The organism is Segatella salivae F0493 (assembly GCF_000477535.1).
In the GTDB taxonomy this organism is placed as follows: domain Bacteria; phylum Bacteroidota; class Bacteroidia; order Bacteroidales; family Bacteroidaceae; genus Prevotella; species Prevotella salivae.
Genome location: NZ_AWGW01000007.1, coordinates 42,240 through 57,141, shown reverse-complemented (window position 1 = coordinate 57,141; position 14,902 = coordinate 42,240). Strand labels below are relative to the sequence as shown.

Genomic DNA, 14,902 nt, shown 5'->3' with positions numbered 1-14,902 from the left:
TGAAATCATTCTGTCTTATTTGTTTTCTGAGTCGATAGTTTTAATCTTTTGCTTGATTAATTCCATGTCATCTTTCAGTCTCTGTACCTTGCGATTCATCTCGTCTATGAGGCTGTTTCCCTTCTTACTACTTGCATTTAAGAAACCAAGATTATTCTCATAGGTGTTGATTTCCTGCTTTAATCCTTCGTAACGTCTCATCAAACGACCTCGTTCATTGTCAAGAGCATCCTCGCCACGCTTTACTACATTCTTCAAGTTGCTCTTGAAATTATCTAATTTTCTCTTTGCTGTTGTAACATGAAGGTCATCATAAAGTTTGTCAAGAATCTCGTGATATTGCTTATAGAGCTTATCTTTCTCTTTATAAGGAACGTGACCTATCTTTGCATATTCATCGACTAATCCTTTCACTTTCTCTTGTAAGTCATCAACATTACCCTCTACCAATTCTTTGAGTTGGCTGATAATGGCTTTCTTCTTGTCAAGATTAGTGCGCTCTTCATTACGAGTTCCTGCGTTAGCAGCATTGCGTGCTTCAAAGAATTTGTTGCAAGCCTCAAGGAATTTACTCCATAGTTCGTCACCAACTTTCTTTGGAACAGCTCCTATAGTCTTCCATTCTTTCTGCAAAGCAATCATCTTATCGGTTGTCACTTTCCAGTCGGTACTCTCCATTAAGGCTTCAGCCTTCTCAATGAGTGACTGCTTTTTAGCAATATTCTCATTGTAACGCTGTTTCATTTCCTTAAAGAATGCAGCTTTCTTTGAGAAGAAATCGTCGCATGCTGCACGGAAACGTTCGAATATTTTGACGTTCATCTTCTGCGGAGCGAAGCCAATCTTCTTCCATTCTGCTTGGATATCAATGATTTCTTTCGTCAGTTTTTCCCACTCGTTCGCACCTTTATGCTCATCTTTTACGATGTCTTCAACTTTCTCACAGAGTGCAGTCTTCTTTACAAGGTTATCTTCTTCCTTGGCGCGTAGCTCGTCAAAGTGTTGTTGATGACGTTTATTGATGACCGTAGAAGCAGCTTTAAATCGTGTCCATACTTCGTCTCTGAGTTCCTTTGCGACTGGACCTACCTCACGAAATTGCTGATGTAGTTCCTGCAATTGATGGAAGGCGCTGATTACATCGGGTTCTTCGGCGAGCTTTTCTGCCGCCTCACACAGATGATTCTTTATGCCGAGATTCTTTTTAAAGTCGTATTCTCTTGCCTCACGATTAAGGTTTAGCTGATCATAATATTGCTCAACATAAAGTTGATAGTTACGCCACAGCTCGTTAGCCTTGTCTGCTGGTACGTTCTTTATATCCTTCCATTGCTGTTGAAGCTCTTTGAATTCATTATAATTCTTATTTGCTTCTTCGGGAGAGGAAGCCATATTCTTGATTCGTTCAATGATATTGAGCTTCTTTTCCAAGTTTTCTTGTTTCTCAGCTTCTTGCTGTAGGAAGAGTTTAGCACGTCGTTCTTTGATGACTCCCATTTCTGCTTTGAACACATCTTCTGCTTCATCAGGGACCAAAACATATTTATCGGGGTCGCCACCTGCCTCGAGATAAGCCTTCTGTTGAGCCTCTCGCTCTGCAATATGCAACTTATAGAACGATGTCTTTAGATGGTCGAGTTCCTCCTTTGTGGGGTTTTCGTCATTGCCAACTATTTCTTTCAGTCGTTCAATAATTTCTGCTTTGCTCTTATAATTCTTTGAACTTGTGAGCGTAGTTGCTGTGTTTTCAACAGGAACAGATGTTTCTTTAACTTGCTGTTCTTCACTTATTGTTCCCTCTTTTAGGGTGTTTTCTTGAGAGTCCATCATTTAACCGATTTAGTTTATGACTTGAGTTTTCCATTGCATGATGCAATAACTAACATCATGCAAACTTAAATAAAAAAACTGGAAAATCCTAATTAAATCATTGTTTTTTCTTTTTACACGCTATAACAAACGTTTACGTCTCAAAATCCACCACGAAGCGCCTGATACAACGACTGAAAGAACGATTGCAATTGTAAATCCATACGTGCTCGTTTCCATGCCATTGACGAGGTTCATGCCGAAAAGACTTGAGATAAGTGTAGGGAACATCATGATGATACTTACCGAAGTCAGGGTTCGCATGACGGTATTCATGTTGTTGTTGATGATACTTGAATAGGTATCCATTGTCGATTTGAGAATGTCTGAGTAGATATTTGTTGTCTCACGTGCCTGAGTCATCTCAATGCCTACGTCCTCAATAAGGTCTGCATCGAGTTCATCCACCTGCAATTTGAACTTTAGTTTCTGCAACAAGTTCTCGTTTCCACGTATTGAAGTGATAAAATATGTCAGTGAATCTTGTAGTCGGCTCAGCCCAATTAGACTCTCATTGTTCACATCTTGATCAAGATTATGTTTCGCCTTTTCAATGAGGTTACTGATTTGTTTGAGTCGTTTCAAATACCAAACTGCACTTGAAAGGAACAATCTAAACGTCATATCTACGAAGTCAGTAAAGCCTTCATGTCGCTTCTGTTGATAGCTAACAAAGTCTATCATCATATTAGTTTCGTAGTAACATACCGTGATTGTAACGTCTCGTTTGTGGATAATACCGAGCGGAACTGTGGTATATGGTGTGCGCGAACGCACCTCTTTTACGTATGGAATACGTAGAATGATGAGCATCCAGCCGTCATCATATTCATAGCGGGCACGCTCATCGGTATCGCTAATGTCTGAAAGAAAGTAGTCGGGGATATGAAATGTGTCTTGAAGATATTCCTGATCTTCGTCTGTTGGGCATGTAACTTGTATCCAACAATTGGGTTGCCACTCTTTAATGGCATTTAGATTCTTCTCTATGTTCCAATAGTTTCTCATTCTTGCTAACCTCCATTGATTAATAAGGTGTGGGGATTAGCATCATGCTAAACCTCACGCCTTCAAACGAAATGTTTCCGCGTGATAATCGTCCATATTTGAATTATGTTTTGATTTAACGCTGCAAAGATAAGCAATTATGTTGAAACATTACGTGCTTTCAGAAAGAAAGTTTGGCAACAAAAACGAAAAAATTACTTGTGTTCGCACAGAAGAGGACATGATTCAAGTGGAGATGAGTGCAACAGATAATATGGCTGCAAGTCGTTTCGTGCTACTATATAACACGCTTAGTGTAGATTCATCATGTGATATAGGCCATTTCACGTTGTAATATGACGCGAAACATGCGATGAAATGACGCTAATTGTTACGTAAAATGACGCTTTTCACGCCCTAAAATGATAGGTTTTACTTTCCAATATGAGGCATGCTGATGCTGGCTTAGGAAGGAGTAGGAGGGGGAAGGACGAAGCATACAACACAAAAAGCGGACAAACATAGTTTGTCCGCTTTTTTAAGTATTTTCATCAATAAATGTTATGGTTTTAGCAACCCCTTTACATTGATTTTGCCTTATACAAGAGTAGCAACAATCTCCTCACGCGTGCCTGGAAGCATGTCGATAACTGGGATTTCGGGCATTGTGTAGCAACCGGGCTGAAGTCGCATTGATGCGCGTGCCACGTTGACTAATACCTGAGCGGTGAGTGCCGGATTGTTGATGCTCATATTAAACTCTAAGCGTTGGTTTTGTGTTTTGCCTGAAACGCCTTTGCGAACTAAGTTCACTCCATGTCCCATGTCACGCACATCGTCTACAGAAGCCACCGCAAACACGTGGGTTTCATCATGAGAGAAATAGGGATCGGCTTTGATTTCAGCGGTCACTTCTTCAAGTTTTGCACCGTCTTCCAATTCTACATAGACCATGCGGCGATGGATTCCTTCTCCCAATGGGATAGTAACTGAGAGCGCATTCTTTACACCTTTCTTACTACGCACACACACAGAGTGACCCATTGACATACCCGGTCCGAAGTTGGTATAGGTTAAACCCTTCGGCGCGAGACTCTCCATGAGTACTCGAACAATAGAGTCTGAGCCCGGATCCCAGCCTGCAGAGATGACACTTACAGTATTAGTTTTCTTGTTGTTTGCCATCTGTTGCGTCCTATAATCAAGGATAGAAGTGTGTATGTCGAAGCTATCCACGGTGTTAATACCTAAAGAAGTAATCCTTTCGGCATACTCGGGACAACTACGAGTAGGTGTTGCTAAGATGGCAACATCAACGTTTTTGAGTTTTGAAATGTCGTCAACCACTTCATAGTTTGCCAGTGCTTGTGGTTTGTCTTGACTTCCTTGGCGGCGCACAACGCCTGCAATCTCGAAGTCGGGTGAGGCTTCAAGTGCCTCAATTGTGTAGTGACCGATGTTTCCATAGCCTACAACTGCTGCTCTGATCTTCTTCATTTTGGTTTTCTTTTTCGTTAGATTTCTCCTGATTTAATCAGTGTTCACAAATTTACATGATTTTAATGAATAATTCAATCTTTTCTTTTTGTTTTGTCATTTTTTAATAGTTGTGGCATGGTTCGGTGTGTTTGGTGAGCTTGAAAGGACGCTATCCATGACTCGTTTTTAGTTTTTTATGAATAAATAGCAGGGACAAAAGCATGTATAACCATTTATTTTGTTTATATTTGCATAGTAAACAAAAGAATAAAGAGCGCAATGTCAACACCTGAAAACAAACAAGAGAACACGAAATATCGTAATGATTTCTTGATATTAGCATTGCTGGTAGGACTTGTTATGCTTACCGCGCATGTCTATGACCTGGCACCTCAGACAATTCCTATACACTATGAATGGAATCTTTCAAGTCCAACAGCGTATGGACCGAAGTCAACTTTGATGGTGCTTGCAGTCATAGGAGTGTGCTTAGGCCTGCTCGGCATCTTGGCTGCACATGGTAAAATGTCTTTGATTCATGTTGACCGACTCTCTTATAGCAAGATGAATGAGGCACAAAAGGCCTTGACCCGCAAGTTCATGTATCGCTTAACGTTTCATTTTATCTTTTTAATGGCGTGCGTAATCATGTTGCTTGTGCCCGTAGTTTTGCCTAAAATGGTGGTGTTGATAGCCTTTATCCTGTTACTTTGTTCACTCGTTTATGGGTCTGTAAGCATTTCGTTTAAGATTAGAAAGTTAGGATAATGCGCTAACTTTTCAGTCGTTATGCGTGATGTTTGATTAAGATGTATACGGCTGAAACAATCATCATAAAGCCTACAACGACATACCGGGTCATGGGTTCCCCAAAGACTAATATGCCAATCAGCATGGCAGTGAGCGGTTCAAAGGCACCAAGTGTGGCAACACTCGTACTGTCTATGTGCTTCATTGCCATGACTAAGGTCACGTTACTGATAGTTGTTGGGATGCAACCTAATAATAATAGGTAGAAAAACACATGCACATCGCCAATGGGTTGGATGTGTCCCATGGTGAAAAATGAATATAAAGCCAGGATTATCATAGCCATAAAGAACATAAAGAAGTTTGTCTTTAGGCTGCCCATTCGCTTTATTTTCATGTTCGGATAAGCCACCATATAGATTGCATAGAGTAATCCTGAGGAGAGTTCTAACAGCAAACCGATGGATGAATTGACGTCAAAGCCGTTCACAATAATGCCAGATAACATCGCAACACCAGCCACAGCGAGTGCTATGGAGAATGCAACGGGAAACGTAAGTCGGTGGTGTGAGAAGATGATTTCAAGGATTGCGGTAAACACGGGATAGGAAAACAGCAAGGTTGTAGCCACTCCACTCGGCAAATAATGATAGCCATTGATTAAACAAATGGCTGAAACGGCATAGAGTAGTGACATGAAAGTGAGTCGCAATCCCTCTCCAAAGGTGATGCGAAGTGACTTTCCATTATAGATGAGTACAGCCATCATCATCAGACAAGCGAATCCAAACCTATAAACAAGTAATGAGGATATCTGCATGCCTGCAGCCAAAACGGGGATGCTGAAAAGGGGAATTGTGCCAAAAGTAGCCGAAGAAATAATGGCTTCTACATAGCCTTTCAGTCGTGATTTGTCTGTCATGGATGGCTAAAATCGTTGATATCGTGAATTAATATAATAAAAGTAGGCCTGCAAAGGCTGAATAACCAATCATTCGTAAGGGGTTAATGCCAACGACTTTCACACCTACAAATGTCGCAATGAAAAGGCCTATGCTAATCCAAAACGCCCAAGGATTGGCGGGAGTAGAGAAGTTCTCGGGGGTCATTAATAGTAAAGTAGATGCCAATAATAAGCCAACAATCATAGGACGCAAACCAAGTAATATGCTCTGTACAGTCGTTGTGTTCATATATTTGATGAACATCTTGCAAACAAATAGCATCAACAGGAATGAAGGAAGTATCAAAGCAAGGGTTGCAGTGATAGAACCGACCACGGCAAGCAAGTCAGAATAACCGGCTTGTTGTATGGCTGTATAACCACAATAGGTAGCTGTGTTGAGACTGATTGGGCCAGGTGTCATCTGACTTACAGCGATAACATTCGTGAATTCGCCTACACTGAGCCAGTGAAAGCGGTTGACAAGGATGTTCTGGAGTAACGAAACCATGGCATATTCGCCACCAAAGCCGAACAAACCAATTGCAAAAAACGCGATGAAAAGCTGTAAAAATACCATTTATCGATGTTGTTTATTCTGTTGGTTTGATATAGTTTCCATAGATATATCCACCAAAAGCCGCTGCAAGTATTACCCAAATAGGATTCATTCCGAGTAGCCAAATGGCCAAAGATCCTGCAATTGGTATCCAACAATTTGTCAGATTGATGTGTGTTTCTTTAGCTAATGTGAACGTAGGAATGGCAATTAAGGCCACAATAGCAGGTCGAATACCCGCAAAGATTGACGCAATAATCGGATTGTTTTGAAGCTTATGGAAGAACGTTGCGATAAGAAGTATGATGAGAAATGACGGCAAAACAGTTCCTAAAGTGGTGCAAATAGCGCCGCGAGTCTTCTTTATCTTATAGCCAATAAACGTGCTCATATTGATAAAAAAGACACCAGGACAGGTCTGAACCAAGGCAAGTAGGTCGGTAAACTCTTGCTGACTCATCCATTGATGGTGTCGAACCACATCATCTTCTATCTTGGAAAGCATGGTATAGCCACCCCAAAAGGTGGCTATTCCCAGCTTAAAGAATGTCTTGAATAATGTTAGATACATTCTTTTTTGTTAGTTATTATTCTTCTGTTCTTGTCTTCTCTTCTATCCATTTGCGTGCATTGACGAAGGCTTCTATCCATGGTGACACCTCATCTTGCTTGCGATTGAATGGATAATAGGCATTCTGCCATGGGAAGATTGCACGTTCTGGGTGAGGCATCATAGCCAAATGGCGTCCGTCTTCCGAACAAATTGCAGCAACATTATAGTCAGAACCATTCGGATTTCCTGGGTATTCGGCATAATTATACTTAGCAACAACGTTATAATGGTCTTCAGATTCGGGCAGATAGAAACGGCCTTCACCATGTGCAACCCATATACCGAGTTTACTTCCACTAAGACTTTGCATCATGATACTATTGTTCTTAGGGATAGTTAAGCCAAGGAATGTGCTCTCAAACTTCTTTGAAGTGTTGTGACATAAGTGGCTCCTGTGCTCGTGATTTGGGTTGATTAAGTTCAACTCTACCATGAGTTGACACCCATTACAAACGCCAAGACTCATCGTGTTTTGACGCGAATAGAACTTCTCAAGGGCTTGTTTTGCTTTCTCGTTATATAGGAATGCGCCTGCCCATCCTTTCGCACTACCGAGTACATCGCTATTAGAGAAACCACCACAGAACACGATGAAGTTCACATCTTCAAGCGTTTCGCGTCCACTAATGAGGTCGGTCATCGTGACATCTTTAACATCAAAGCCTGCCAAATAAAGCGTATAAGCCATCTCTCGCTCTCCATTGGTTCCCTTTTCTCGTATGATTGCGGCCTTGATTCCTGATGGTTCGCGTCTGTCGGCAGTCAAACCATAGCTCTCTAAGGTGCCTTTGAAGTTGCTATTAAACTTTAACTCAATCGCTTGTTTCTTGTAGTTGGTGAATCGCTTCTTTGCCATTCCATTGAAACTCTGGTCGCGATCCAACAAATATGAAGTCTTAAACCAAGTATCTCTCAGTGCATCGATGTCGAAATCATGTACATATTCATCCTTCTTTACAGTGATTTTGCGTTCATTTGGCACTGGATAACCAATCTTAGCATAGCCAATTCCCGACTCATCGAGATACTCCATGAGTGCTTCTTTGTGTGTATCGCTCACCTGAATAACAACTCCTGGGTTCTCGGCGAATAGTATTTTAATGATGTCTTTGCCTGCAATCGCGTGTAGATTAATGTTCAAACCTCCCGTCTTATTAGCGAAAGTCATCTCCAATAACGTTGTAATCAAGCCACCAGCACTAATATCATGGCCCGCCATTACCCATCCGCGATGAATCAATTCCTGTATAGCGTTGAAGCAATCTACAAAGTATTCGGGGTTCTTTACAGTCGGAACGTCGCTGCCTACTTTGCCAAGACTCTGTGCAAAGGCACTACCACCAAGATGTTGTTCGTCAAAACTGAAGTCAATATGATAGAGACTGGAGTTCTTATCGTTAACAATCACAGAACTAACTGTCTTCTTTACGTCGCTAACTTCACCTCCGGCGCTGACAATTACAGTGCCTGGAGCAATGATTTTCTCTCCGTTTGGATACTGTTGTGATAGAGAAAGCGAATCTTTTCCAGTCGGAACATTCACATGAATGGCGCAACAGAAGTCGCTTAATGCCTCAACTGCTTCATAAAGTCGGGCATCTTCACCCTTCTGTGAACGGCAAGGCCACATCCAATTGGCGCTTAAGCTGACGCTATCTAAGCCTTCTGCCAACGGCGCCCAAACGAGATTGGTTAATGATTCGGCTACAGAGAGCACGCTACCTGCCTTTGGATCTGCCAAGCCGGCTTGCGGAGCATGTCCCATTGCGGTAGCAATTCCCTTCTCACCACGATAATCTAAGGCCACAACGCCACAATCGGAGAGCGGTAATTGGATTTCACCTTGTCCCTGTTGACGGGCAATCTTTCCCGTAACTGAACGGTCAACCTTGTTTGTTAACCAATCTTTGCAGGCCACAGCTTCAAGTTGTAACATGCGGTTTAGATAGTCATCAAGTTGTGTTTCGTTATAAGTGACGTCCTCATATCGGCGTTCTACGGTCTCATCTACCATGATTGTCTGCGGTGTATGACCAAACATCTGTGCCACATCTAAGTCGAATGGCTTCACACCATCAGCCTGTTTGAAACTGAAATGCGCATCACCTGTCGTCTCACCCACTACATACATCGGCGCACGTTCACGCTCGGCAATCTGTTGAACGTGGTCTAAATACTTCTCATCAATGAGTAATCCCATGCGCTCTTGACTCTCATTAGCAATGATTTCCTTTGCAGAGAGCGTCTTGTCTCCTATTGGAAGTTTGCTCATGTCAATCTCTCCACCGCACTCTTCGACTAATTCTGAAAGACAATTCAAGTGCCCTGCGCTGCCATGGTCATGTATACTTACAACGGGATTCTCATCTTCTTCCACCAAGGCACGAACGAGATTGTAAGCTCGTTTCTGCATTTCGGGGTTGGCACGCTGTATGGCATTCAGCTCAATTCCATTGCTATAGCGACCTGTATCGACTGAAGATACACTGCCACCCCCTAAGCCTATGCGATAGTTATCACCGCCAACAACGACTACTTTGTTGCCTTTTTGGGGCTCTTTCTTTAGACAATCGCGCTTCTTTCCATAGCCCACACCTCCTGCAAGCATGATAACCTTGTCATAAGCATACTTCTCTTGGTTCTCCTGATGCTCGAAAGTGAGCACTGAACCGCAAATTAATGGCTGACCAAACTTGTTTCCAAAGTCGCTCGCGCCATTCGAAGCTTTGATTAATATCTGTTCAGGATTCTGATAAAGCCACTTGCGCACGGGGACAATATCTTCCCAATCGCGGTCTACATCGGCTTTACCATTGTCGTCTTTCAGGCGAGGATAGGCTGTCATATAACAGGCTGTACCAGCTATTGGCCATGAACCAACACCGCCACCCATGCGATCTCGTATCTCACCTCCTGTGCCGGTAGCGGCTCCATTGAATGGTTCTACCGTCGTAGGAAAGTTATGTGTCTCTGCCTTTAGAGAGATAACACTCTCTATTTCCTTTACTTTGAAATAGTCACTTGTGCTTTGATTCTCCGGTGCAAACTGCTCAATGACTGGTCCTTGGGCAAAAGCGACGTTGTCTTTATAGGCAGAAAGTATCTTGTTTGGATTCTCTTGCGTTGTCTTTTTGATTAAGTTGAAGAGCGAAGATTCCTTTTCTTGTCCGTCAATTACAAACTTTCCACCGAATATTTTGTGGCGACAATGCTCTGAGTTTATTTGCGCAAAGCCGAATATTTCAGAATCCGTTAGCGGACGACCATTGTCTTTTTCAAGCGTATGTAGATAGGAAATCTCGTCTTTACTCAATGCAAGTCCTTCTTCTTCATTATACTTTTCCAAGTCATTTACGTATTTAATTGGCTCGGGTTTATGGTCTACTTTGAAGACGTCTTGACCGATACCATGATACATACGCTGTAACATTGGGTCATGTTCTGCCTCTTCTGAGTCTACGGGGAAATACTCTTCAATACGCGAAATGCCGTTAAGACTCATGTTTTGAGTAATCTCAACGGCATTCGTACTCCATGGAGTAATCATTTCTTTACGTGGACCGACGAAGAAACCCGAAAGTTGTTGAGCCTCCTCTGGCTTTGCATCACCAAACAACCAGCTTAATTTGCTAATCTCATCAGCTTGGGGTTGATGGTCAATCTCTGTTGCAATCACGCTCTTTGAAGGCGTTCTGAAGAAAAGAATCATACTTTTATATAGTTATAAATAGGTGATATATTCTGTTGTGCAAAGTTAATGTAAATCACTCATAAATCAAAATAAATGGGTGGTTTTTATTTCGTTGAAGTCTCATGTGTTGCTATCACGGGTGTTGTTGGCGGTGAAACACAGCGCATATTTGAACATTTGATATGGTCTTGGCATAGATAATCATAGCGCACAAGCGTCAGGTCGTTACATGATTTGATGCAAATCATGCGATAAAATGACGCAAATTGTGGCGTAAAATGACGCTGTTTATCGTGTAAAATGCAGGAGATTGCAAAGCAATTGCAGTTCAACGTTGTAGGCATTGTAAGGCTTATAGCCCAAGGTTGGCGCCAACCTACCATAGGTTATGCGTGTAGTGGAGTGGTCAACACCATAGATGTTGGTATGGTTTTAGCCCATTTTATGCTTTGCAATGCACGTTATTGTTTGTCGTTTTCAGCATTAATCTCTTTTAATACGCCTTTCAGCAGATAGGTTGCATTTTGATTTCGTGCCACGCCCGGCGTGATTTTATAAGAATAGGTGACATCCGTTCCGAGTTCAATCTCAAAGCAATAGTTGCTGAATCGCTGTGGATTGGTGTCTTGAAGCTTTGAAAGTTCGAGGTCGTGTGTGGCGATGAGGCCAGTAACGGGTAGGCAACAGATGTTCTCTAAGAATAATCTTGAACCATTAAGTTTGTCGAGTGAATTCGTGCCTTTTAGTATTTCATCGAGAATAATGAGTGTCGACGCACTCTCTGTTGGCTTTCCTTCGGTGTAGAAAGGGTGCTTACAAAAGCGTATTAGCTGTTGAAGTCGGCGGAGTTCGGCATTGAAATAAGAGATACCTCTATCCAAATCATCCGTTGTTCGCATGCTACTGAAGAGGTTAAATGTTGAAGTTCGCATGCGTTTTGCAAACACAGGACCGCCATTTCTGGCTAAGATATAGTTGATACCAATGGTCCTTAGGAAGGTGCTTTTACCCGCCATGTTGGCTCCAGTCACGATAGTATAGCTTCCGTTTACTATCGAAAAGTTGTTCTTTATGGCTTTCGTTCCCAAGAAAGGATGGTAGATTTCCTCAGTCTCTACACTGACATTGGTGTCTGAAGTGACTTCGGCTGTGGTAGCTTCTGGGTGATTATAGGCGAAGCGTCCCCACGAAACGAGGGCATCAATGTGGCTTAATGCGACAACTTCTGCTTCGATTTGATTCTTGAAGTCAGCCTCCCAACGCAGGTATTCGCGGATAAGGAAGTAGTCGTTCAGTCCAAAAGTGTCGATAAGCATCAGCCCAAGGATGTTTCCTCTGCGGTCAAGTCGGTTGATAATACTATTTAATAATGTGGCCTGTTGTTGTGCATTGCGAAGCGTTTCGACTTCTTTTTGCAGGGAAGAAGGCAGCTGTTGCAGGGTAATCGCTTGTTTTATGAGCAACAAAAAGTTTTCGGCTGCATTGTGAATTTCGGCTGTTTGTTTGGCAATCTGCCGTGCGTGGCTGTTACAAAGCAGGTAAACGATGAAGAATTGCAACGTAGCATAGAACACCGGTACATTGCCGTCAACGAGTTTGAAGACGGAAAGAATGATGAGTAATGGCAGCAGACAGAGGGTCAGTGAAGCCACAATGAGCGACCATCGCGTAGAAAACCATCGAGGAATTGATGCTGTTGTGAGGCTGTCTCGAATCGAAAGCAATTGTAAAGTGTCAACTTTTGTCCCTTCTCCCAAGGCTTGAAAGCGGTCCATGAAATTGACTTCATGACTCATATAGCGTATTTCTTCATGCTGAAACCGCACATCTTTGAATGAAAGATTACGTGATAGTTGCACTCGTCCCCCTGTGGTCACTGTGCGGTTAAGGCGTGCAAAGAGTGAGTTTTGCCCAAAAACATCGAGATCATAGGTAAAGGGATGTTGATAATCAATAAAGTCTTGTCCACTGTCGAAAGCCGAATAGTCTCCGTTAATGGCTTCAAGTTCGTGGGTATATACGGCAATGAGTTGCTCGGTTTGCTTTATATTGTGTGTGTTTTTGTTGTCAAAGGAGCGTGTAAACACGTAGGCAATGAAGCTGATAACAGCCAAAATGGTTCCCAATAGTGTCCATGTGGTCATGAAAGCTATGGCCAACGCGCCTATGATGAGTGCGAAAAGTGCAATCTCTGCAATGATAAAGAGTCGGCTGAATCGTTTCAGTCGTGTTGCAATGGCAGTTGCTTTTGCCTTTTGTTCAAGGTAGTACGTTTGATTGTTCATTATCTTTTTGTTGTGGATTTGGGTCGGGTGTATAGTTCTTTACAGCCTCGTGAGCCTTTCGCATGACCTTTCCCGGCACCTTACTACCCCTTTCTAAGAACCAAAGAAAGTTGTAGCCAGTGGGTGAAGGAGGTTTCAAGAGCGGGTCCTTACTAATTACTGTTGATGCGTTTATAGGCGCACTCTTCATTATTGTGGGTGCTTTTGCGGTGATAACAACCGTGTTTATCGTGATGTCTTTAGGCAAAAGCAACACCGTATCCTTATAGTTTGTGAGGTTAAGTGTGCGCTTTACATAACTACTATGCGAGAAAGTGACACTCCGTGTGGTTCGATCTGTGATTGAAAAGTGGCCTTGTCGGTCAGTCATATACATCTTATTGGTGTTTGTGTAGACTTTAACACCAGCCAAAGGTTGGCGAGTTTCCATGTCAAGAACAATGCCTTCGTGTTGTGCCCAGACGTGGGGCATCGTTCCGAAAAGCAATAACGTTGAAAAGATTAGCTTCTTTTTCATTTTCCGTTCCTGTTTAAGAATGGTCTGATATGACTTTTGTCGCAAAGTTAAACATAAAAAAGTAAAGCGCAATAAAGCCTCTTTGCGTTTATGTTTTCTTATCTTTTTTTGAATATTTCTTGTAAGTTAAAGAAATCCTCTGAATCGAACGACCTCCAAAAATCAATGTAAAGAGCGAGTAAAAGCAGCTTAGGAGGTTGACGTTCGTTAAATAACACAAAATCAAGTAAACTTTTTTCTTGTTTCAATTTGTAAGGCGTATATTTGCAATATCTAATGAATGAACTATAAATTAAAAAGAGAGTAATATGAAAAAACATGTATTGTTGCTCACGATGGCAGCTGGAATGTTGCTCGTTAGCAGTTGCGCAAGCAAGAAAGACTTAGAGAATTGTCAGTCAGAAAATAGAGAACTGACAGCAAACTATCAGAATACGAAAGAAGAACTGGCTGCAAGTAAGGCGCGAGTTGCCAGTCTTGAGGAGCAGTTGGCACAGCAAAAGAAGGACTTTGCAGCGTTACAAGGTTCGCTCGATAAAAGCCTTTTGAACGCCAATGCCAATAATATCAATATCTCAAAGCTGGTAGATCAGATTAACGAAAGTAATCAATATATCCGCCATTTGGTTGAAGTGAAGAGCAAGAGCGACTCACTCAACTTAGTGTTGACTAACAATCTGACTCGTTCTTTGAGTCGTGAGGAGATGAAAGAAGTAGATGTTCGCGTGCTGAAAGGCGTCGTTTATATCTCTCTTGCAGATAATATGCTTTACAGAAGTGGTAGTTATGAAATCAATGATCGGGCTGAAGAGACGCTTGGAAAGATTGCAAAGATTATCATGGATTATAAAGATTATGACGTACTTATTGAGGGAAACACCGATAATGTGCCTGTAAACACAAAGTCGGCTGCAATGAAGAATATTCGAAACAACTGGGATCTTTCTGCACTTCGCGCTTCATCGGTGGTACAATATCTGCAAGATCATTTCGGTGTTTCACCAAAACGACTCACTGCAGGAGGCCGAGGCGAGTATAATCCTGTGGCTACTAACGACACGGAATTGGGCAAACAGCGCAACCGCCGTACACAGATTATTATTACACCGAAGTTAGATCAGTTTATGGATCTTATTGACAAAGCTCCCGAAGAGAAGAAATAGTCACCACCTTGTGGCTTAAATCATAAAGAGGGTAGGGTTGATTCGT

General features: G+C 42.2%; 12 protein-coding genes. 3 read left to right on the top strand and 9 right to left on the bottom strand.

Translation table 11 applies throughout. The features are described from left to right. Window positions 1-15: 15 nt before the first annotated feature. A complete protein-coding gene (locus tag HMPREF9145_RS02895) occupies window positions 16-1,830 on the bottom strand; it encodes a DUF349 domain-containing protein (protein WP_021824957.1) in 1,815 nt (604 codons plus the stop codon). 120 nt (window positions 1,831-1,950) lie between these two features. Next, window positions 1,951-2,877, bottom strand: coding sequence for a magnesium transporter CorA family protein (locus tag HMPREF9145_RS02890; protein WP_007135810.1), 927 nt, complete (start codon window positions 2,875-2,877; stop codon window positions 1,951-1,953). 139 nt (window positions 2,878-3,016) lie between these two features. On the opposite strand from HMPREF9145_RS02890, the gene HMPREF9145_RS02885 reads away from it, so the two are divergent. Beyond that, window positions 3,017-3,211, top strand: a complete 195-nt coding sequence (locus tag HMPREF9145_RS02885; protein ID WP_021825157.1) for a hypothetical protein — start codon at window positions 3,017-3,019, stop codon at window positions 3,209-3,211. Window positions 3,212-3,453: 242 nt separating this feature from the next. Here the strand turns inward: HMPREF9145_RS02885 and HMPREF9145_RS02880 are convergent, their stop codons facing one another. Next, a complete protein-coding gene (locus tag HMPREF9145_RS02880; RefSeq protein ID WP_007135811.1) occupies window positions 3,454-4,353 on the bottom strand; it encodes a diaminopimelate dehydrogenase in 900 nt (299 codons plus the stop codon). 261 nt (window positions 4,354-4,614) lie between these two features. Here HMPREF9145_RS02880 and HMPREF9145_RS02875 point away from each other — a divergent pair, with 261 nt between their 5' ends. Further along, window positions 4,615-5,103: a DUF1648 domain-containing protein gene (locus HMPREF9145_RS02875; protein ID WP_021825005.1), complete on the top strand. Its 489-nt coding sequence runs from the start codon at window positions 4,615-4,617 to the stop codon at window positions 5,101-5,103. A 19-nt stretch (window positions 5,104-5,122) separates the two neighbouring features. Here the strand turns inward: HMPREF9145_RS02875 and HMPREF9145_RS02870 are convergent, their stop codons facing one another. The 6 genes from HMPREF9145_RS02870 to HMPREF9145_RS02845 form a co-directional block, all read right to left on the bottom strand. Beyond that, window positions 5,123-6,007, bottom strand: coding sequence for a DMT family transporter (locus tag HMPREF9145_RS02870; RefSeq protein WP_021824898.1), 885 nt, complete (start codon window positions 6,005-6,007; stop codon window positions 5,123-5,125). A 28-nt stretch (window positions 6,008-6,035) separates the two neighbouring features. Beyond that, window positions 6,036-6,608, bottom strand: coding sequence for a chromate transporter (locus tag HMPREF9145_RS02865; protein WP_021824811.1), 573 nt, complete (start codon window positions 6,606-6,608; stop codon window positions 6,036-6,038). 13 nt (window positions 6,609-6,621) lie between these two features. Then, window positions 6,622-7,158 carry a chromate transporter gene (locus HMPREF9145_RS02860; protein WP_021825122.1) on the bottom strand — a complete coding sequence of 179 codons (537 nt, stop codon included), beginning with the start codon at window positions 7,156-7,158 and terminating at the stop codon, window positions 6,622-6,624. A gap of 16 nt (window positions 7,159-7,174) precedes the next feature. Next, window positions 7,175-10,909: a phosphoribosylformylglycinamidine synthase gene (purL, locus tag HMPREF9145_RS02855; RefSeq protein ID WP_021824918.1), complete on the bottom strand. Its 3,735-nt coding sequence runs from the start codon at window positions 10,907-10,909 to the stop codon at window positions 7,175-7,177. A gap of 443 nt (window positions 10,910-11,352) precedes the next feature. After that, window positions 11,353-13,176, bottom strand: coding sequence for a MutS-related protein (locus HMPREF9145_RS02850; protein ID WP_021825095.1), 1,824 nt, complete (start codon window positions 13,174-13,176; stop codon window positions 11,353-11,355). Next, window positions 13,151-13,693, bottom strand: coding sequence for a carboxypeptidase-like regulatory domain-containing protein (locus HMPREF9145_RS02845; RefSeq protein ID WP_021825098.1), 543 nt, complete (start codon window positions 13,691-13,693; stop codon window positions 13,151-13,153). The genes HMPREF9145_RS02850 and HMPREF9145_RS02845 overlap by 26 nt, the downstream gene beginning before the upstream one ends. 308 nt (window positions 13,694-14,001) lie before the next feature. On the opposite strand from HMPREF9145_RS02845, the gene HMPREF9145_RS02840 reads away from it, so the two are divergent. Further along, window positions 14,002-14,856, top strand: coding sequence for an OmpA/MotB family protein (locus tag HMPREF9145_RS02840; protein WP_007135821.1), 855 nt, complete (start codon window positions 14,002-14,004; stop codon window positions 14,854-14,856). Window positions 14,857-14,902 lie beyond the last annotated feature (46 nt).